Source organism: Curtobacterium sp. VKM Ac-1376 (assembly GCF_015351025.1).
Taxonomy (GTDB): domain Bacteria; phylum Actinomycetota; class Actinomycetes; order Actinomycetales; family Microbacteriaceae; genus Curtobacterium.
On the sequence record NZ_JADKRV010000003.1, the window covers coordinates 254849 to 272995 of the forward strand.

The following is an 18147-nucleotide window of genomic DNA, read 5'->3' on the forward strand; positions in this document are numbered from 1 at the left end:
GACGCCGCGGGTAGCGCGGAGATGACCAGCCGATAGACTCGGGTGGACCACCGGCCCGGACGGCCGTGTGCGGTCCTCCGCCAACGTGAGGAGAACCAGATGCCCGCAGCAGTCATCATCGGCGCCCAGTGGGGCGACGAGGGCAAGGGAAAGGCCACCGACCTCCTCGGCTCCCGCATCGACTACGTCGTGAAGTTCAACGGCGGCAACAACGCCGGGCACACCGTCGTCGTCGGCGGCGAGAAGTACGCCCTCCACCTGCTGCCGTCCGGCATCCTGACGCCCGGCGTCACCCCGATCATCGGCAACGGCGTCGTCGTCGACCTCGAAGTCCTGTTCCAGGAGCTCGACGCGCTGCGCGCCCGCGGCGTCGACGTGTCGAAGCTGCTCGTCTCGGCGAACGCCCACGTCATCACGCACTACCACCGCACCATCGACAAGGTGACCGAGCGGTTCCTCGGCAAGCGCCAGATCGGCACCACCGGTCGCGGCATCGGCCCGACCTACGCCGACAAGATCAACCGCGTCGGCATCCGCATCCAGGACATCTTCGACGAGAACATCCTGCGGCAGAAGGTCGAAGCGGCCCTCGACCAGAAGAACCACCTGCTGGTCAAGGTCTTCAACCGCCGCGCGATCGACCCGGAAGAGGTCGTCGAGTCGCTGCTGTCCTTCGCCGAGCGCCTGCGCCCGATGGTCGCCGACACCGCGCTCGAGATCCACCGGGCGCTCGAGCGCGGCGAGACCGTCCTGTTCGAGGCCGGCCAGGCCACCATGCTCGACGTCGACCACGGTACCTACCCGTTCGTCACCTCGTCGTCGGCGACCGCCGGTGGCGCTGCGACCGGTTCCGGCATCGGCCCCGGTCGGCTCGAGCGCATCATCGGCATCGTCAAGGCGTACACGACCCGCGTCGGGGCCGGTCCGTTCCCGACCGAGCTGTTCGACGAGTCGGGCGAGTTCCTCCGCGCCAACGGTTTCGAGTTCGGTACCACCACGGGCCGCCCGCGTCGTTGCGGCTGGTACGACGCCCCGATCGCCCGCTACACGGCGCGCATCAACGGCGTGACCGACTTCGTGCTCACCAAGCTCGACGTCCTGACCGGGCTCGAGACGATCCCGGTGTGCGTCGCGTACGAGGTCGACGGCGTCCGCGTCGACGAGGTGCCCGTCAACCAGTCCGACTTCCACCACGCGAAGCCCGTGTACCAGGAGTTCCCCGGCTGGACCGAGGACATCACCGGAGCCCGCACCTTCGAGGACCTGCCGAAGAACGCGCAGGACTACGTCCTCGCGGTCGAGGCGATGTCCGGTGCCCGGATCTCCGCCATCGGCGTCGGCCCCGGCCGTGACGCCATCGTCGTGCGACACGACCTGCTCGGTGCTGACGAGCGCGCCGACCAGCGCACGGACCAGCGCACCGAGCAGCGCACCGACGCGGCGTGACGATGCGGATCCTGTTCGTCTGCAGCGGCAACATCTGCCGTTCCCCGCTCGGAGCGCAGGTCCTGACGGCGCGACTCGGCGCGGACGCCCCGGCGTTCGTGGTCGAGTCCGCCGGCACCATCGCCGACGACGGTGCCCGGATGGACGGTGCCGCGGCGGAGCAGTCCGTCCGCCTCGGCGGCGACCCCTCGTCGCACCGCTCCCGGTACCTGACCGAGCAGATCGTGGCGTCGGCCGACCTCGTGCTGACGGCCGAGCGCTCGCACCGGTCGGCGGCGGTGTCGCTGTCGCCCCGTGCGACGAAGCGGGCGTTCACGATCAAGCAGTTCGCCCGGGTGATCGCCGGACTCGAACCCGGTGACCTGGCCGACGTCACGTCGCCGCAGGAGCTCGTCGAGCGGGTCGCACGACTGCGCGGCACGGTCCCGCCGCCGGCTGACCCGGCGGACGACGACGTGGACGACCCCTACCGCCGCTCGACGGAGACCCACCAGCGGGTCGCCGACGAGATCGACGAGGCCCTGACGGGCATCGCGAACGCGCTGCGCGCGGTGGTCTGACACCCCGACGGGGCCGACGGCACCACCGCGTGCCACGATGAGCGCATGCCCGTCGTCGCGTCCCGCTGCGTCGTCCCGGTCGAGCCGCACCGTGCAGCGGTTCGGGCTGGCTACGGAGAGCGAGTACGTCTCGCACCGGACGTCGGCGTCCGACTCAGACACCGATGCGGGCCTCAGACCGGCAGACGGTAGGACCCGATGGTCGTGGTGTGGGCGCCCTGCCCCGCCAGCACCCGGACGACGGCGTCGGTCCGGGCCCGGTTCGGCACGGCGGACTTCTGGGCGTACCCGCTGATGACACCCTGCAACTCGGTGGCGCTGGTGACGACCGCGGTCGGTGCTCCGCGTTCGCTGCGGTCTTCCGGATTGACGTACGCCACCGCGTCGCCCGAGTAGAACACGCACGTGTCGACCCACTCACGTGCGACCCCGGCGGTCGAAGCGACGAAGTCGGCCAGGCGGCGCGCCTGTTGTCGCACCTGACTGCACGGCGATGCTCCGCGGGCCTGGACCCGGACCTGCCACCACTGCTCGATCTCGTCCGCGTGGTCCAGCACCCGACGGCTGCGGACCTGCACGGCGAACGGGGGCTGCAGGGACGACTCGTCGAGCAGGTTCCGGAATGCTCGGTGCACCTCGCTCGGGCGCTGGCCGTCGAAGACGATGCCGTTCCACCGCTTGTTCTCGATGACGACGACACGGCCGGAGTCGAGCACGAGCACATGGTCGAGCTGGGCGACGAAGCTGCGGGCCGGGCCCCGTTCGGCCAGGGCGACGGGGGCGAAGACGACGTTGGTCAGCAGCGCACCGTTGACCCCGGCGGCCTTGCACGCGTCGAGGATGACGCGCTGCGACGTCTCCTCCCACTTCATGCCCGTCCTGGCGAGGGCCCGACTCTGTTCAGCGGCGGCGAGGGCGTCCCGACGAGCCGCCTCTGCCGCGTCGATCTCCTGCGCCTGTTCCGCGGCCAGGCGCGCGGTCTGCTCCCGGTGCTCCGCGTCGAGCCGGGCGACCTCGTCGGCCCTCGCCCGTTCGGCGCGGTCGAGGTCGGAACGGGCTGCTGTCCGGTGTCGCCGCAGGAGGACCACCAGGACGAGCGCGACGATCGCGAGCCCCCCGGCGACCGACCACGGCACGAGGTCGCTGGTCATGCACCCACCTCACCACGTCTGCGGGCAGGCACCGCGTCCCCCGTCGGCGAGTCAGGCGAACTGTCACCGGGACAGGACGAGCGGGTCGAGGAACTCGTCCACCGAGCCGATCAGTCCGTGTCCTCCGTGCGGGGGACGGCAGCGGCGCGGCGTTCGGCGTCACGCTGAGCATGTGCACGGGCTTCTCGCTTCAGCCGCTGCCACTCGGCTGCGGAGACGTGCCGGGGCTGGTCGTGTTCGGGCATGCTCCAACGATCCCGGCCGACGGCACCCGACGGGAGGGTCCTTGGTCCCGCTTCGGGTCAGGTCCTCCTGGCGCCGTACACCGCGGCTTGCGTACGACGTTCGAGGTGCAGTTTCCCGAGCAGGACCGTGACGTTGTTCTTCACGGTCTTCTCGGCGATGTGGAGCCGTTCGCCGATCTGCCGGTTCGTGAGGCCGTCGACGATGAGGCCGAGGATCTGCTCCTCGCGCGGTGTCAACCCGTCCGGGTCCGACCGGTGCGGCGTCACCGCCGTGCGCACTCGTTCTGCGGCCTCGGGCGGGAACAGCACTGCGCCGCCGGCCGCACGGCGGATCGCCGCCACCAGGTTGTTCCCCCGGATGTCCTTCAGCACGTACCCGCTCGCTCCGGCGAGCACCGCCGCCCGTGTCGCGTCGTCGTCGTCGAACGCGGTCAGCATGAGACAGACCAGGTCCGGACGCTCGGACCTGATGGTGCGGCACAGGTCGATCCCGCTCCCGTCGGGGAGCCGCACGTCGAGCACGGCGACGTCCGGGCGGGTGGCGGCGATCCGCGGGACGGCACGCGCGACGCTCTCCGCCTCGCCGACGACCTCCAGGTCGGGTTGGGCGTCGATGATCCTCGCGACGCCCTGCCGGACGAGCTCGTGGTCGTCGACCAGGAACACGCGCAGCGTCATGCTGCCACCTGCTCGGGGAGCGGGACCTTCCAGCTCATCGACGTCCCGCCACCGGGACGACCGTCGAGGACGTAGCGGCCGCCGCGGGCTGCTGCCCGGGCCGCGAGGTTCGCGGTACCGCTGGCACGGCCGCGGTTCTGCACACCCCGACCGTCGTCGTCGACCCGCACGGTCAGGTGGTCGTCGTCGATCGCGATCTGCAACTCGGTGCTCGCCGCCCCGGCATGTCGGCCGACGTTGGTGAGTGATTCCCGGACGACCGCGACGATGTCGTCGCCGAGCTCGGTCGGCACCATGACGTCGACCGCGCCGACGAAGGTCACACTGAGCGGCCCGGTGAGCAGCCGGCCGACCTCGGACACGACGTCGAGGACGCGGTGCCGGACGCTCTGCGGCTCGGCGTGTCCGCGTGTCGCGAGCGCGAAGACCGCGGTGCGGATCTCGGCGATGGCCGCGTCGATCGCGTCGATCTGGTCGCCGACGTCCTGCCGGAGCGCTGCCGGGACCGCCGGCTCGATGCTCTGCAGGGTGAGTCCCGCGGCGAACAACCGCTGGATCACGTTGTCGTGCAGGTCACGAGCGATCCGGCTGCGGTCCTCGACACGCTGGAGCTCCTGTCGGTCACTGCGGCCGCGCGCGAGCTCGATCGCGACGCTGGCCTGGGCAGCGAACTCCGCGGCCAGGTCGATGTCGGAACCGGTGAACCGTGGACGTTCGGATCCGCGGGCCAGCAGCAGCGTGCCGAGCGGCCGTTCGGACGCGGCGAAGGGGAGCGCCACCGCCCAGCGCAGATGCGCGGGCCAGAACGGCGGTTCCTCACGCAGGTCGGCCGTCGTGACGTGGCCGCTCTCCATCGAGCGGCCGGCGATGGTACCGGCCGGGGCGTCGATGGTCCGGGGGAGGTCCTCGGCGCCGAGACCACGTGCTCCGTCGATCCGCAGGACAGGGCCGTCCGGCACCAGGACACAGGCGAAGTCCGCCTCGGCGAGCGGTGCGACCCGGTCGACGACGACGCCGAGTCCGTCGACGGCCTCGGTCGACAGGAGCGCCGTCGTCACCTCGGTCAGGGCCGAGGACCACGCCTGCCGTCGCCGGGACTCGTCGAACAGCCGTGCGTGGTCGATCGCGGCGCCCGCGGTCGCGGCGAGCGAGACGATGAGTTCCTCGTCCTCGTCGCTGAAGGAGCCCCCGTCGTCGCGGGTCAGGTACAGGTTGCCGAAGAGTTCGCCCCGCACGCGGATCGGCACCCCGAGGAAGGCGTCCATGGGCGGGTGGTGTTCCGGGAAGCCGGCCGAGCGCGGGTCGTCCCCCAGGTGTTCGAGCCGCAGGGGGTGCGGTTCGGCCAGGATGGTGCCGAGCAGGCCGCGGCCGCGGGGCAGGTCACCGATCGCCCGGACCTCGTCCTCCGCCATGCCCACGTGCACGAACTGCTCGAGCGTGCCGTCCGGCGCGAGGACGCCCATCGCTCCGTAGCGCGCGCCGACGAGTTCGAGTGCGGCCTCGACGATGCGGCGGAGGACCGTCGGGAGGTCGAGTTCCGCGACGACGAGGCGGTTCGCCCGGAGGAGCCCCCGCAGTCGTCCCTGGGTCGCGAGGACCTCCTGGGCGCGGTCGACGAGTTCGCCGATCGTCCGCTCGAGTGCGGTCCGGGGACCGTTCGGGAACTCGATCCGGTCCTGTTCGTGCGGCATGGCTGCTCCCCTCGTGGTGTCAACCCTACGGGGACGCCCGCTCACGCTCGGGACCTTGGTCTCTCCCGCCCGGCCAGGAGCGGATGGACGATCGATGGCGGGAAGGACGTGCATGGACAAGCGCTACCTGGTCGGGTTCGACGACTCGGGACCGAGCCGACGGGCCTTGGAATGGGTGAAGAGCCGGGCTGCCGACGAGCACGCTCCGATCGTGCTGGTCCACGTCCGGAGCGGTGGTCCCGACGTCGACGAGGACGACGGCGTCCTCGCAGCCCGGCAGGCGCTCCGTGCTGCACGGGAACGGCACCCGGAGGCGGACCTGTCGTTGCTCGTGCTCGAGGGCGACGTGGTGGGGGCCCTTCTCGACGTCGTCGACCCGGAGACGGTCCTCGTGATCGGGACCCACAAGACCGGGCACCTGCACGGGCGTTCCCTCGGCATCACCGGGCTCGCGCTCGCCACCGCGGCACCGTGCACCGTCGTCGTGGTCCCGGACGTCGACCTCCGGTTCCGTCGCGGTGTCGTGGCCGGTGTCGGAGCCGGGGCGGACGCGGCCGACGTCGGCGAGACGGCCGCGTCCGAGGCCGAGCGCCGTGGCGACGAACTCGTGCTCATCCGTGCAGCGAGCGCAGATCCCACCGGTGCCGAGGACCTGGCGGCGGCGGGCGGGCGTCTGCAGGACGCCCACCCGCGGCTCACCGTCTCGTGCCGCACCACCGGTCGTGCCGTGGCTCCGACGCTCCTCGACGCGGCACTCGGCCATGCGCTCCTCGTCATCGGCGGTCGCCGGACGTCCGGCATCCGGGCCGGGCACGTCAGCGCCGTCCTGCACGACGTCCTCATCAACCTCACCGCACCGGTCCTCGTCGCACGACACGACGACGGCCGGGGCCGGGCAGCAGCACCCCTCACGAAGGAGACGGCATGACCGACACGACGACCCAGACCATCGCCCCGCAGCGGGCCGAGGGCGGGCACACCGCCTTCCGGCGCGGCAGCGGGGCGTCCCTCGACGAGGCGACCGTGGACCGCCTCGATGCCGCCTGGCGGGCGGCGAACTACCTGTCGGTCGGCCAGATCTACCTGCTCGACGACCCGCTGCTGCGCCGGCCGCTCACACGCGACGACGTGAAGCCACGGCTGCTCGGCCACTGGGGCACGACGCCCGGCCTGAACTTCATCTACGCGCACCTGAACCGGACGATCCAGGAACGCGACCTGAACACGCTGTACGTCACGGGCCCCGGCCACGGTGGCCCCGGGATGGTCGCGAACGCGTACCTGGACGGCACGTACAGCGAGGTGTACCCGGGCATCCCGCAGACGACGGACGGCATCCGCAGGCTGTTCCGGCAGTTCTCGTTCCCCGGCGGGATACCGAGTCACGTCGCCCCGGAGACGCCGGGCTCGATCCACGAGGGTGGTGAACTCGGGTACGCGCTGTCGCACGCGTACGGCGCGGCGTTCGACAACCCCGACCTGCTCGTCGCAGCGGTGGTGGGCGACGGCGAGGCCGAGACCGGTCCGCTCGCCACGAGCTGGCACTCCAACAAGTTCATCGACCCGCTGCACGACGGTGTGGTCCTGCCGATCCTGCACCTGAACGGGTACAAGATCGCCAACCCCACGGTGCTCGCACGCATCCCCGAGGACGAGCTCCTCGCCCTCATGCGCGGCTACGGGCACACCCCGTACATCGTCTCCGGCGGCTTCGACGGTGAGGATCCGCGCGCCGTGCACCGGCGGATGGCGGAGACGCTCGACCGGGTGCTCGACCAGATCGCCGACATCAAGGCGCAGGCCGCAGCGGGCACGCTCGACGGCCGACCGGCCTGGCCGATGATCATCCTGCGCACCCCGAAGGGCTGGACCTGCCCGGCCGAGATCGACGGCAAGCCGGCGGAGGGCAACTGGCGCGCACACCAGGTGCCACTCGCCAGCGCCCGCGACACCGAGGAACACCTGCGCGTGCTCGAGGGGTGGCTCCAGTCCTACCGGCCGGAGGAGCTGTTCGACGCCACCGGTGCGCCGGTCGAGCTCGTCACCGCACTCGTCCCGCGGGGGGACCGGCGCATGAGCGCCAACCCGGTCGCGAACGGCGGGCTGCTCAAGCGCGATCTCGTCCTGCCGGACTTCCGGGACCACGCCGTCGACGTCCCGACCCACGGCGGCACGATCAGCGAGTCGACCAGGGTGCTCGGCGAGTGGCTCGCGGGTGTCGTCCAGTCGAACCCGGAGAACTTCCGGATCTTCGGTCCGGACGAGACCGCGTCGAACCGGCTCGGCGCCGTGCTCGAGGTCACCGACAAGCAGTGGGACGGCGAGTTCCTGCCCTCCGACGAGCACCTCGCCCGCGCGGGGCGCGTGATGGAGATGCTGAGCGAACACCAGTGCCAGGGGTGGCTCGAGGGTTACCTGCTCACCGGGCGCCACGGACTGTTCACGAGCTACGAGGCCTTCATCCACATCATCGACTCGATGCTCAACCAGCACGCCAAGTGGCTCAAGGTGAGCAAGGGGATCCCGTGGCGCCGCCCGATCGCCTCGCTGAACTACCTGCTGTCGTCGCACGTGTGGCGGCAGGACCACAACGGGCTCTCGCACCAGGACCCCGGGTTCATCGACCACGTGGTGAACAAGAAGCCCGACGTCGTCCGCGTGTACCTGCCCTTCGATGCGAACACCCTGCTGTCGACGTACGACCACTGTCTGCGATCGGTCGACTACGTGAACGTCGTCGTGGCGGGCAAGCAGCCCACGTTCAACTGGCTGCCGATGGACGAGGCGATCGCGCACATGACCCGGGGGCTCGGGATCTTCGAGTGGGCCGGCAACGAGGTCGCCGGCGAGGAACCGGACGTCGTGCTCGCCTGCGCCGGTGACGTGCCGACGCTCGAGACGCTCGCGGCCGTGTCGATCCTGCGCCAGGAGGTCCCGGAGCTCCGCGTCCGCGTGGTGAACGTCGTCGACCTGATGCGGCTGATGTCGGAGGGCGAGCACCCGCACGGCCTGTCCGACGCGGAGTTCGACGCGGTGTTCACGACCGACCGCCCGATCGTCTTCGCCTACCACGGCTACCCGTGGCTCATCCACCGCCTGGCGTACCGACGCCACGGTCACGCGAACCTGCACGTGCGCGGCTACAAGGAGGAGGGCACGACCACGACGCCGTTCGACATGGTGATGCTCAACGACATGGACCGTTTCCACCTGGTGATCGACGTCCTCGACCGCGTGCCCGGCCTCGGCTCGCGCTACGCCGGCCTGCGCCAGCAGATGCAGGACAAGCGGGTCGCCGCCCGCGCCTACACGCGTTCGCACGGCGAGGACCTGCCCGAGGTGGCTGACTGGACCTGGACCGACACGGGCTCGGCATCGCACGACGCCGGCGCGGTCCGCTCCGCGAACGTCGGCGTCGGCGTCGGGGCTCCGGCTCCGGCGTCGGCCGCCATCGCGACCGGCGGGGACAACGAGTGAGGGTGACCGCCTGACACGGGCGAGGCGGGTGCGTTCCCCATCAGGGTGCGCACCCGCCTCGCCCGTTCGCCCGTCAGACGAGTTCCACCGTCTGGCGGGCGATCTCCAGCTCCTCGTTCGTCGGGACGACGAGGACCGCCACCGGGGACCCTTCCGGCGAGATCCGTCGGGCGCGCGTGGACGCGAGCTCGTTCCGGTCGATGTCGACCTGGACACCCAGGTGCTCCAGTCCCGCCAGGCTCCGGCGGCGGAGCAGCGGGTCACGCTCGCCGACACCCGCCGTGAACACGACGGCGTCGAGCCCGCGCAGCTCTGCGGTGTACGCGCCGATGTACCGCCGGATCCGGTGCCGGTAGACCGACAGGGCGAGTTCGGCGTGGTCGACGCCGTCGAGCGCCGCCGCCTGGACGTCGCGCATGTCCCCGTGGCCGGTGAGTCCCAGCAGGCCGCTCCGGCTGTTGAGCAGCGTCTCGAGCTCGTCGAAGTCGAGGCCGGCTTCACGGTGCAGGTGGAAGAGCACCGCCGGGTCGATGTCGCCGGATCGGGTGCCCATGACGAGTCCTTCGAGCGGCGTCATGCCCATCGAGGTCTCGATCGAGCGACCGCCGTCGATCGCGCACGCCGACGCGCCGTTGCCGATGTGCAGGACGATCATCTTGAGTTCCTCCACCGGCCGCCCCAGGAACGCCGCGGCCGCGCGCGACACGAAGCGGTGCGACGTGCCGTGGAACCCGTACCGGCGGATGCCGTACCGCTTCGCCAGGTCGGCGTCGATCGCGTACGTCGCGGCCGCGTCGGGGATCGTCCGGTGGAACGCGGTGTCGAAGACGGCCACGTGCGGGACACCCGGCAGTGCGGCGCGAGCTGCCCGGATGCCGGCGAGGGCGGCCGGGTTGTGCAGGGGCGCGAGCCGGGACAGGTGGTCGATCGCCGCCTCGACCTGCTCGTCGACGACCACCGCTCGGTCGAAGCGATCGCCGCCGTGGACGACACGGTGACCGACCGCGACGGGCGCGTCCGCGCCCTGTGCCGTGAGCCGGCCGAGTGCGGTCCGGACCGCCGCTCCGTGGTCCGGTGCCGGGCCTCCCGGCTCGCCGATCCGCTCGACGGAACCGTGTGCGCTGACGGACCCCGTCTCGGGGTCCACGAGCTGGTACTTGAGGGACGACGAACCGGCGTTGAGCACGAAGACAGTGGACACGGGTCGACACTCTCGCCGATCCGTGGGCGCGGGCAGGGCCGTTGGTCCCGCCCGGGGACCGGTCCGGCGGACGAAGCCGGCGCCGAACCGGGACCTCGGTCCCTGTCGGCGGTCGTCCGGCCGCTGGAGGATTGCAGCACAGCGAGGGCGACGGGCCCGAGCGACAGTCCGGAGGGACGAGCACCATGACCACGACAGCGCACGACCTGCACCACACGGAACACCCCGCCGGCGTTGTCCAGCCGCAGGCGGCCGCCGCCGAACGGAGCGTCGTCACCACGGTCGTCGGTCGGCGTGCACTCGCCGCGCTCCGACTGGGGACGGGGTTCATCTTCCTCTGGGCGTTCCTCGACAAGACCTTCGGACTCGGGTTCTCGACCCCCGCGGCCGGCGCCTGGATCCACGGCGGCGCCCCGAGCCAGGGCTTCCTGATGAGCGACGCGGTGAGCGGACCCCTCAAGGGGTTCTTCGCATCGATCGCGAGCCCGGTCACCGACGTGCTGTTCATGGCCGCCATGCTCGGTATCGGTCTCGCCGTGATGGCGGGCGTCGGCCTGCGCCTCAGTGCCGTCGCCGGCAGCCTGGTGATGCTCCTCATGTACCTGGCGGAGTGGCCCTTCACCGCCAACGCCGCTTCGACCAACCCCCTGGTCGACTACCACATCGTCTACGCACTCGCCCTCATCGCGGTCGCAGCGGTCTCGGCCGGCGACACCTGGGGGATCGGCTCCTGGTGGAAGCAGCTGCCGCTGGTCCGCCGAGCACACTGGCTCGTCTGACACGAACGACCGGTGGCGGGTGCCGTGGGGGGTCCGCCACCGGTTCACTGCCCGGACCCCGACGCACCTGCGGGACCTGCATCCTTCGATGCAGGTCCCGCAAGTGCGTCCCTGCGCCGGTCGTCCCCGAGCGCGATGATTCCTAGCGTCGTAGGCATGACGAACACCACCGAAGTCCGGCCCACGGCCGGCACCGCTCGAGAGGACCGAGGGGGCATCCGCGGCGTCATCGCGCGGCACCCGCTCGGCTCCTTCTTCACGCTCGCGCTCGGACTGAGCTGGCTCGCGTGGATCCCGTACATCCTGTCCCCGCACGGCATGGGCGTGTGGGACATCCACTTCCCCGAGGTCCTCGGCAGCGCCCAGTTCACGGGCGTCCTGCCCGGAGCGCTCCTCGGCCCGCTGGGCAGCGCGTTCATCGTCACCGCGGTGGCCGACGGCCGCGCGGGCCTCCGCCGCTGGGTGGGACGGCTGTTCCGCTGGCGGGTCGCCTGGTACTGGTACGCGCTGGCCCTCGTCGTCGTGCCGACCCTGATCGTCGTGTCCGCCCTGCCCTTCGCCGGTGGCGACGTGCACGCCCCCTCGGCCCTGGCCTTCGCCGCCCTGGTGCCCGGTCTGCTCATCCAGCTGTTCTCGACCGGCCTGAGCGAGGAGCCCGGCTGGCGCGACTTCGCCCTTCCCCGCCTGCAGCACCGCTTCGGCGGTCTCGGCGCCGCGGCGATCCTCGGGCCGATCTGGGCGCTCTGGCACATGCCGCTGTACCTGAGCGACTGGGGCGGGTGGCCGAACGCGCACTGGAGCGAGCCCGTCGTGTTCGCCCTGTTCACCATCACCTTCAACGTCGTGATGATCCAGGTCTTCAACAAGACCGGTGAGAGCCTGCCGCTGGCCCTGCTGCTGCACGTCGGCGTGAACAACACGATCTCGACGCTGTTCCCGGAGATGTACCCGAGCATGACCTCCGGCACCCTGATGATCGGGCTGACCATCATGTCGACGATCGCCGCCGCGGTGCTCCTGATCGCGACCCGCGGGCACCTCGGCTACGACCCGGCCCGCCGTGCCCTGCCGATCGACGCCCCGGTCCCCACCCGCACCCGACTCTTAGGATCACACGATGGCACCCGCTGAGCACGACGCGCTGCGCGCACCCGCCGAACCGGCCGCGCAGCCCGCGCACCCGGCCGCGCCCGCCGGACCGGCAGCGCCCGCGCGACCGGCCGCGCCCGCCGAACCGGCCGCGCAGCGCGCCCGCCGCGTCGACGTCTTCGTCGCCCTCGGCACGGCCGTCGTCGCGATCGGCCTGCTGCTCGGCCTGCCGCCCCTCGACGCCGTCGACCCCGACGTGGGCGTCAGCACCACCTACCCCGCCGTCGCGAGCTGGTCGTGGACCGTCCTGGCCCTCGGCCTGCTCGCCCAGTCCGCCGCCCTGCTCGCCGCCCGCCGGGCGACCCGCACCACGCTCCTCGTGGTCGCAGCCCTGCCGGTGCTGGTCGCCGGGATCGCCCCGCAGTCGTCCGACCTGTTCGGCCTGACGGCCCTGCCGGTGGTCGTCGCCGTCGTCCTCGCGGCACTCCGCGTCCCGCTGGCCCGGCTCTGGCCGGCACTGCTGGTCGCCGCAGCCCTGGTCGCCGCGGGCAGCGCGGTCGTGTTCGCGGTCGGCGGCGGCGGGTTCCGGGGCGACTCCGCCCAGGCGCTCGCCGGCTCGCTCGGCCAGGGCGTGCTGCAGGCCGTCGGCGCCGTCGGGCTGCCGCTCCTGGTCACCCTGCTCGTGCAGTCCCGCCGCGAGGTCCGCGTCGCCCGCACCGCCGAAGCGAGCGCGGTGGACCGTGAGCAGGACGCCCTGGTCGATGCCGCCGTGTCCCGCGAGCGGGCCGCGATGGCCCGTGAGCTCCACGACATCGCCGCGCACCACCTGTCCGGCATCGCCCTGATGGCCGCCGTCATCGACCGGCAGATCGACGCCGACCCGGAGCGTGCCCACGAGGGCGCTCGCCAGGTCCGTGAGCAGAGCACCGCCGTGCTCGACGACCTCCGCCGCCTGGTCGGTCTGCTCCGCGACGACACCCCCGCCGAGCGCGCCGTCGAGACCATCGCCGGCGTCGTCGACCTGACGGAGCGCGCCCGGTTCCGCAGCGACGTCCGGCTGGACGTGCTGGCGGGGGACCGCCCGCTCGCCGACGGCGTCGGTCCGCTCGCACAGCTCGCCGCCTACCGCACCGTCCAGGAGGCCCTGGCCAACGCCGCTCTGCACGCCCCGTCCGCCCCGTGCACCGTCACCATCGACGACCGCGACGCGACCCGGCTGGTGATCCGGGTGGAGAACGCACCGGCCGCCGTGCCGGCAGCGGAGACCTCTCGGTCGGGTGGCAACGGTCTGCGGGGGATGCGCGAGCGGGCAGACCTGGTCGGGGCGCGCCTCCAGACCGGCCCGACCGCCACCGGCGGATGGCTGGTGGAGCTGGCGCTCGGCCGGGAGGCACCTGCCGCACCCGCGCAGGACGCCGACGGTTCCGGGGTGGTCGCGTGATCCGCGTGCTGGTCGCGGACGACCAGCCCCTGGTCCGCGCCGGCGTGTCCGCACTGCTCGGCGCGGAGCCGGACATCGAGGTGGTCGGTGTGGCCGCCGACGGCGGCGAGGCGCTCGCGCTCGCGCGCGCCACCCGACCCGACGTCGCCTGCCTGGACATCCGGATGCCGGTGATGAACGGGATCGAGCTCGCGCGGATCTTCTGCGCCCCGGATGCCGATCCGGCGATCCCGGCGCTCATGCTGACGACGTTCGACCTGGACGACTACGTGTTCGGGGCGCTCGAGGCGGGGGCCTCGGGCTTCCTGCTCAAGGACGCGGAGCCCGACACCATCATCGACGCCGTGCGGCAGGTGGCCGCCGGCAACGGCACGCTCGACCAGGCCCTGACCCGGCGGGTGCTGCGGGAGTTCGTGTCACGGCGGAGCCTGCAACCGGTCTCCGGCGACCGGGCCGACGGCGTCCTGACCGCCCGCGAGCGCGAGGTGCTGCTGCTGCTGGCGCAGGGGATGTCGAACGACGAGATCGCGGCCGCGCTCGTGCTCGAGGTGTCGACCGTGAAGTCGCACCTGGCGCGGATGCTGCCGAAGCTCGGGGTGCGGTCGCGGTTGCAGGCCGTGGTGTGGGCGTACCAGAACCGGATCGTGGCGGTACCGGACCAGCCGTAGGGCGGTCAGCCGGCGGGCTGCGGCGTCAGCCGGCGGGCTGCGGCTCGGCGGCCCCGGGGACGACGAGCTGCCAGACGTCGTCGTCCTCGGTGGGGGAGAGGTACAGGCGGAAGGCGCCCTGGTCGGCGAGCGGGTCGCCGTCGAGGTACTCGACCGGTTCGCCGCTCGTCTCGCACTGGTCCGAGGTGCTGATGACCTGGATGGTGTCGCCGGGCGCGGCGCCCTCGGCACCCTCGTCGCCCTTGGAGACGTCGGTGACCGTCGCCTCGTACACGTCGTAGATGCCCTGGAACTCGACGGTGCGGTCGGTCTTGGTGACGTCGGCGTCGACGACGAGGTCGGCGGCGTCGCGGCGTTCGGCCGGGGTCTCGAGGGCGATGTGGTCGGCGCACATGACGCTCGTCACGTCGACGCCGCCCGCTGGCGTGATGTGGCCGTCACTGTCGCACCCGGCCAGGGATCCGCCGAGCACCACGACGAGTGCCACGACCGGTGCGATCCGTCCCCACTGCATGGGCTGAGTATGGCTCACCCGGGTGACGGGTGCTACCCCTTGGCGCCTTCGGCGGCGATGTGGATCGCCTGCTGCATCCGAACGGACGCCTTCTTCGACATCGGGACGGTCGGGTGGACGCCGTCGTACGTGCGGGACCACGGCCAGCCGCCGTCCAGCTTCGTGGGCCACGCGGCCTCGCGCTGTCCAGAGAACGCGCGTTCCCGTTCGGGGGGCTGCGCGACGTCGCTCGAGCCTGGTGCGATGTCTGCATGCACATCGACGCGCCGCCGGCCCCCACGATCGACGACCCCTCCCTGCGGGGCCAGGTCATCCACGGGATGATCACCGCGCTGCGTTCCCGTCCCCTGCACGAGGTGACGCCCGAGGTCGTCGCCACTGCGGCCGGGGTGTCCACCGACGTGGTCGACCACACGTTCCCGAGCTGGGACGGCCTGCTGTTGGCGACCATCGACCGGTGGAACGAGGACCGCACCACGCCGCTCATGCCCATCGCTGAGCAGCACGGCACGATCCGGTTCCTGCGCGCGATCGTCACCGCGAACGTCGCGGACCCGTCGCTCATGCGGTTCCTGACGGCGACGCTGAACATCGCCGCGTCGCCGGAACACCCGCTGGCGCCGATGCTGCACGCCCGGTGGCGTCGGTTCCACGCGTTCGTGCAGAACTCGCTGGAGCGTGACGTGCTGCTCGGCCGCGAGCCGGGGACGATGGAGCCCGCCCGCGGGTCCGAGCAGCTGCTCGCGACCTACGAGGGGCTGCAGCTGCAGTCGATGGTCCGGCCGGAGATGGACCTGCTCGAGGCGTTCGACCGTGCGGTCACGCGACTGCGGGAAGGATGGTCCCGCGCGTACGTGCCGCCGCTCTGGGACCTCGACCAGGTCGGCTGATCCCACAGACCGAGGACGCTAGGGCGTTCCGAGGGCAGGCGCTCGACGTCTGCGACGCGCCGCCGCACGATTCGGGTTCGAGCGGCGGCGCGTACCACTCATCCGGCGTGCATCACCAGGGGTCGTTCGTCGCCCACCTCGACCGGCTGTCGGCGGATGGCGATCACCGTCACGTCGTCGTCGTGCGGCACCTCGTCCGCACGCGCCGACAGTGCGAGCACCACGGCGTGCGGGTCGCGACCGGCGCGGGCGATCTCGGCGACCGCCTCGATGGTCTCGTCGAGACCGTCGTACAGGTCGAGCACGCCGTCGCTGAACGAGACGAGCAGGTCACCCGGCTCGAGCGTGCCCTGGGCCGTTGCCCACTCCTCGCGGATGCCGAGCCCGAGCGGCATGTCGCCCGAGCGGAGTCGATCGACGTGCCCGTCGGCACGGAGCACGAAGCTCAGTCCGTGCCCGGCGTCCGCCCACTGGAGCGCACCGTCGTCGGAGATCCGCGCGTGGAACAGCGTGGTGAAGGCGAGATCCGGGCCGACCCCCTCGGCGGTCAGGCCGTCGGACGCCCGCTTCAGCGCCTCGGCCGGGTCGTCGACCGTCCTGGCGCTCCGGAGCGTCGCGCGCACCGCGGCGGCGATGAGTCCGGCGCCGACGCCCTTGCCCATCACGTCGCCGAGGCTCACCGCGACCCCGTTTTCCGTGGGGTACCAGTCGAAGAAGTCCCCGCCGACGCTCCTGGCCGGCAAGCACGCCCCCGCGACGGTGACGTCCTCGGTGATCCGGCCCGTGGTCGTCGGCAGCAGGGACCGCTGGACCGCGGCCGCCCGGTCGATCTCGGCGAGGACCTTGCCCTCGCGGGCCTGCGCGGTACGGACGCTGCGCCGTGCCCGCCGCGAGAGCTCGTGCACGATCACGGCGACGGTGCCGAACACGGCCACGGTCACCCCGAGTCGCACCAGCTCCTTGGCCCCGGGGGCATCACCCGGCGTCAGCACGTAGGGGGCGAGGATCACGAGCACCACACCGAGCACCGCGAAGACCACGGAACGTCGGTGCTCGAGCGACGCCCACCAGACGACGGGCAGGACGACGAGCGACGTGAAGACAGACGCGCCGGCCCCGGTCCCGGTGCGCAGCAGTGCGATCGTCAGGAAGTCGATGCCCAGCAGGACCGGCACCAGCCAACCGGCCCTCGGGAAGAACACGGGGACCGCGCTCAGCAGCGTCGCGAGCGCGGTACCGACCAGGCTCGCCAGGAAGAGGTCGGCGGCGCTGACCTGGAGGGTCGGCACGGTGACGCTGGCGATCGCCGACAGCGCCAACAGGCCGCTGATCGGAGCCTGACGGACGAGGGGGTTGTCGACGATGCTGGTTGGGCGAGGCATGCTCAGTGCAGGCTAGTGGTGCGACGCACTCCGTGACCGCTCACGCGCCCTGATCTGGGGGCGGCTGCGTGCTCGCTCAGCGGGGCCAGGTGGCCACGACCGCGACCGCGTTGAACAGCACGTGGGCCAGGATCGCCCCGCCGATGCGGTCGGTCATCGCGACGAGCGTGCCGGTGAGCACACCGAGCAGGAACGTCGTCACGAAGACCTGGAACCCGCCGAGCGACGTGCCGCCCGCACCGAGCAGCACGTGCAGCAGCGCGAACAGCAGCGCGGTGACCAGCACGGCCAGGAACCGCGTGCGCGGCGTGAGCTCGGCGGCAAGCCGGCGCTGGAACAGGCCACGGAACACGACCTCTTCGAGCACCGGGCTGACGACGACGATGCCGATCGCCGAGACGAGCAGCAACCCCACGTCCGGGGTGCCGAGCGTCGGCGCCGGGGTGAGCCCCGTCGCGCCCGTGAACGAGAGCGACAGGAACACGTCCACCACGCGGCAGATGATCACGATGCCGATGGCGAAGACCACGATGCCCAGGTCCAACCGCAGCCGCGACAGCATCGCCGAGCGCGAGGTCCGGCGGAGCACCACGGCAACCGCGACGACGAGGGGCACCCACACGGCCGCGTCGGCGGCGAGCACCTGCAGGATCGGCGAGGGGATCCCCCCGGTCCGGGTGATCTGGGCGGTGATCCGGGCGAGGATCACGGCGACACCGAGTGCGACCAGGATGACGATGAGGTCCCGCTGCCGCCGCACGCTGGGCTCGGTGGTGATCGGGGCCGACTCGGTGCTCATGGGGCCACCGTAGAGGACACGGCGGGCCGACTGGCCACCCCATCCGAGAAGTGCTCGAACATGTGGCACTATTTGTATGCCGTGCGCTGGGATTATCCCGGCCTGCCTGTGTCGGGACCACAGGGACGGTTCGGAT

18 protein-coding genes are annotated in these 18147 nt (G+C 71.9%); 9 read left to right on the forward strand and 9 right to left on the reverse strand.

All coding sequences use genetic code 11. The features are described from left to right. Positions 1–99 precede the first annotated feature (99 nt). Complete coding sequence (locus ITJ56_RS06040) at positions 100–1446, forward strand: adenylosuccinate synthase (RefSeq protein WP_194628692.1); 1347 nt, start codon at positions 100–102, stop codon at positions 1444–1446. A 2-nt stretch (positions 1447–1448) separates the two neighbouring features. Beyond that, on the forward strand, positions 1449–2006 hold the full coding sequence (locus tag ITJ56_RS06045; protein ID WP_228517284.1) for a low molecular weight phosphatase family protein: 558 nt from the start codon (positions 1449–1451) through the stop codon (positions 2004–2006). 173 nt (positions 2007–2179) lie between these two features. Here ITJ56_RS06045 and ITJ56_RS06050 read toward each other — a convergent pair whose 3' ends face one another. From ITJ56_RS06050 to ITJ56_RS06060, 4 genes are all read right to left on the reverse strand, one after another. After that, entirely contained in the window at positions 2180–3157 is a 978-nt protein-coding gene (locus ITJ56_RS06050; RefSeq protein WP_194628696.1) for a nuclease-related domain-containing protein, read from the reverse strand. Positions 3158–3267: 110 nt separating this feature from the next. After that, on the reverse strand, positions 3268–3402 hold the full coding sequence (locus tag ITJ56_RS18715; protein ID WP_267239025.1) for a hypothetical protein: 135 nt from the start codon (positions 3400–3402) through the stop codon (positions 3268–3270). Positions 3403–3459: 57 nt separating this feature from the next. Next, on the reverse strand, positions 3460–4080 hold the full coding sequence (locus tag ITJ56_RS06055) for a response regulator (RefSeq protein WP_194628698.1): 621 nt from the start codon (positions 4078–4080) through the stop codon (positions 3460–3462). After that, on the reverse strand, positions 4077–5771 hold the full coding sequence (locus tag ITJ56_RS06060; protein ID WP_194628700.1) for a GAF domain-containing protein: 1695 nt from the start codon (positions 5769–5771) through the stop codon (positions 4077–4079). The genes ITJ56_RS06055 and ITJ56_RS06060 overlap by 4 nt, the downstream gene beginning before the upstream one ends. A gap of 112 nt (positions 5772–5883) precedes the next feature. On the opposite strand from ITJ56_RS06060, the gene ITJ56_RS06065 reads away from it, so the two are divergent. Beyond that, positions 5884–6699, forward strand: a complete 816-nt coding sequence (locus tag ITJ56_RS06065) for a universal stress protein (RefSeq protein ID WP_194628702.1) — start codon at positions 5884–5886, stop codon at positions 6697–6699. After that, a complete protein-coding gene (locus ITJ56_RS06070; RefSeq protein WP_194628704.1) occupies positions 6696–9248 on the forward strand; it encodes a phosphoketolase in 2553 nt (850 codons plus the stop codon). The genes ITJ56_RS06065 and ITJ56_RS06070 overlap by 4 nt, the downstream gene beginning before the upstream one ends. Positions 9249–9321: 73 nt before the next feature. On the opposite strand, the gene ITJ56_RS06075 is transcribed toward ITJ56_RS06070, so the two are convergent. Further along, positions 9322–10449, reverse strand: a complete 1128-nt coding sequence (locus ITJ56_RS06075; RefSeq protein WP_194628706.1) for an acetate/propionate family kinase — start codon at positions 10447–10449, stop codon at positions 9322–9324. 185 nt (positions 10450–10634) lie between these two features. Here ITJ56_RS06075 and ITJ56_RS06080 point away from each other — a divergent pair, with 185 nt between their 5' ends. From ITJ56_RS06080 to ITJ56_RS06095, 4 genes are all read left to right on the forward strand, one after another. Next, the gene (locus tag ITJ56_RS06080) at positions 10635–11228 is read left to right on the forward strand and encodes a DoxX family protein (RefSeq protein WP_228517232.1); all 594 of its coding nucleotides are present in this window, start codon (positions 10635–10637) and stop codon (positions 11226–11228) included. Between the two features lie 156 nt (positions 11229–11384). Further along, positions 11385–12359, forward strand: a complete 975-nt coding sequence (locus ITJ56_RS06085) for a type II CAAX prenyl endopeptidase Rce1 family protein (protein ID WP_194628708.1) — start codon at positions 11385–11387, stop codon at positions 12357–12359. Then, positions 12346–13758: a sensor histidine kinase gene (locus ITJ56_RS06090; protein ID WP_194628710.1), complete on the forward strand. Its 1413-nt coding sequence runs from the start codon at positions 12346–12348 to the stop codon at positions 13756–13758. Before ITJ56_RS06085 ends, ITJ56_RS06090 begins: the two co-directional genes overlap by 14 nt. Further along, entirely contained in the window at positions 13755–14426 is a 672-nt protein-coding gene (locus tag ITJ56_RS06095; RefSeq protein WP_194628712.1) for a response regulator, read from the forward strand. The genes ITJ56_RS06090 and ITJ56_RS06095 overlap by 4 nt, the downstream gene beginning before the upstream one ends. Before the next feature lie 25 nt (positions 14427–14451). Here the strand turns inward: ITJ56_RS06095 and ITJ56_RS06100 are convergent, their stop codons facing one another. Both ITJ56_RS06100 and ITJ56_RS06105 read right to left on the reverse strand, forming a co-directional pair. Then, on the reverse strand, positions 14452–14940 hold the full coding sequence (locus ITJ56_RS06100) for a hypothetical protein (protein ID WP_194628714.1): 489 nt from the start codon (positions 14938–14940) through the stop codon (positions 14452–14454). Positions 14941–14972: 32 nt separating this feature from the next. Next, positions 14973–15197 (reverse strand): hypothetical protein, encoded by a 225-nt coding sequence (locus ITJ56_RS06105; protein ID WP_194628716.1) that lies wholly within the window; start codon positions 15195–15197, stop codon positions 14973–14975. Here ITJ56_RS06105 and ITJ56_RS06110 point away from each other — a divergent pair. After that, a complete protein-coding gene (locus ITJ56_RS06110; protein WP_194628717.1) occupies positions 15192–15830 on the forward strand; it encodes a TetR/AcrR family transcriptional regulator in 639 nt (212 codons plus the stop codon). The two genes, ITJ56_RS06105 and ITJ56_RS06110, sit on opposite strands and share 6 nt — an antisense overlap. Before the next feature lie 98 nt (positions 15831–15928). On the opposite strand, the gene ITJ56_RS06115 is transcribed toward ITJ56_RS06110, so the two are convergent. Then, complete coding sequence (locus ITJ56_RS06115; protein ID WP_194628719.1) at positions 15929–17212, reverse strand: PP2C family protein-serine/threonine phosphatase; 1284 nt, start codon at positions 17210–17212, stop codon at positions 15929–15931. Positions 17213–17288: 76 nt separating this feature from the next. Continuing rightward, entirely contained in the window at positions 17289–18011 is a 723-nt protein-coding gene (locus ITJ56_RS06120) for a CPBP family intramembrane glutamic endopeptidase (RefSeq protein ID WP_194628721.1), read from the reverse strand. Positions 18012–18147: the final 136 nt, after the last annotated feature.

Coding starts and splice junctions, on each gene's coding strand:
- ITJ56_RS18715 (WP_267239025.1), bottom strand. CDS start 3,402: ATGCCCGAACACGACCAGCCCCGGCACGTCTCCGCAGCCGAGTGGCAG.
- ITJ56_RS06060 (WP_194628700.1), bottom strand. CDS start 5,771: ATGCCGCACGAACAGGACCGGATCGAGTTCCCGAACGGTCCCCGGACC.
- ITJ56_RS06120 (WP_194628721.1), bottom strand. CDS start 18,011: ATGAGCACCGAGTCGGCCCCGATCACCACCGAGCCCAGCGTGCGGCGG.
- ITJ56_RS06090 (WP_194628710.1), top strand. CDS start 12,346: ATGGCACCCGCTGAGCACGACGCGCTGCGCGCACCCGCCGAACCGGCC.
- ITJ56_RS06110 (WP_194628717.1), top strand. CDS start 15,192: ATGCACATCGACGCGCCGCCGGCCCCCACGATCGACGACCCCTCCCTG.
- ITJ56_RS06065 (WP_194628702.1), top strand. CDS start 5,884: ATGGACAAGCGCTACCTGGTCGGGTTCGACGACTCGGGACCGAGCCGA.
- ITJ56_RS06045 (WP_228517284.1), top strand. CDS start 1,449: ATGCGGATCCTGTTCGTCTGCAGCGGCAACATCTGCCGTTCCCCGCTC.
- ITJ56_RS06055 (WP_194628698.1), bottom strand. CDS start 4,080: ATGACGCTGCGCGTGTTCCTGGTCGACGACCACGAGCTCGTCCGGCAG.
- ITJ56_RS06050 (WP_194628696.1), bottom strand. CDS start 3,157: ATGACCAGCGACCTCGTGCCGTGGTCGGTCGCCGGGGGGCTCGCGATC.
- ITJ56_RS06080 (WP_228517232.1), top strand. CDS start 10,635: ATGACCACGACAGCGCACGACCTGCACCACACGGAACACCCCGCCGGC.
- ITJ56_RS06115 (WP_194628719.1), bottom strand. CDS start 17,212: ATGCCTCGCCCAACCAGCATCGTCGACAACCCCCTCGTCCGTCAGGCT.
- ITJ56_RS06085 (WP_194628708.1), top strand. CDS start 11,385: ATGACGAACACCACCGAAGTCCGGCCCACGGCCGGCACCGCTCGAGAG.
- ITJ56_RS06100 (WP_194628714.1), bottom strand. CDS start 14,940: ATGCAGTGGGGACGGATCGCACCGGTCGTGGCACTCGTCGTGGTGCTC.
- ITJ56_RS06040 (WP_194628692.1), top strand. CDS start 100: ATGCCCGCAGCAGTCATCATCGGCGCCCAGTGGGGCGACGAGGGCAAG.
- ITJ56_RS06070 (WP_194628704.1), top strand. CDS start 6,696: ATGACCGACACGACGACCCAGACCATCGCCCCGCAGCGGGCCGAGGGC.